The 819-nt window shown below is 74.9% G+C and carries 1 pseudogene; it reads right to left on the reverse strand.

What is annotated here, in order from left to right:
• Nucleotides 1-819: pseudogene (locus CCN72_RS35665) on the reverse strand (histidine kinase dimerization/phospho-acceptor domain-containing protein); the annotation flags it as partial.

Here is an 819-nt window from a genome sequence, read left to right on the forward strand (position 1 = left end):
CGAGCAGCAGCAGGTCGTCCACCATCAGGCCCATCCGGGAGGACTCGGCGGCGATGCGCTCCAGGGCCCGGGTGATCTCCGGTGGCACCGGCCCCGGATGCAGCAGGCCCAGCTCGGCGTGGCCGCGCACCGAGGCGACCGGGGTGCGCAGCTCATGGCTNNGACGGGGGCGCGCGGGGGCAGTGCCACCACACCGCTGGCGAGCGGGAGTTCGCTGACCCGGGTGGCGGTGGCGGTGACCCGGCCGAGGGGGCGCAGGGACCAGCGGACCCAGAGGGCGCCGCTCACCCCGGCCGTCACGAGGGCGAGGCCGAAGACGATCCCGGCGACCAGTTCCAGGCGGTGCACGGCCGCCTCGACGGGCTTCAGCGGGAGCCCGGCCATCAGGACGTCGCCGTCGCGGCCGGGGGTGGCGACGACCCGGTAGTGGCCCAGGGCGGAGAGTTCGACGGTGTGCGGGCGGCCGTCGTCCGGGATCCGGGCGAGCCGTTCGGCGTCCCGCGCGGTGAGTGTGATGTCCAGGTCGACGGAGAGGTCGCCGGAGCGGATGAGTCCCTTGTCCGTGACGGCGCCGCTCCGCAGGCAGGCGCCGAAGGTGCCGGTGGCCATCCGGCGGGTGTCGGCTTCCTCGTCCCCGTCGTGGTCGTCGGGCAGCTTGCCGTGGTGCTCCAGGCTCTCCGGGAACCGGGTGCCGACCTGGGCGAGCTGTTCGTCCAGGCGCTGGGTGAGGAAGCCGTTCAGCTCGACCACGGCGGCCACCCCGACCGCGGCGCAGCTCACCGCGAGCAGCACCACCAGGCCGAAGGTGATCCGGGCGCG

It is taken from the genome of Streptomyces murinus, from assembly GCF_002154555.1.
GTDB lineage: Bacteria > Actinomycetota > Actinomycetes > Streptomycetales > Streptomycetaceae > Streptomyces > Streptomyces murinus.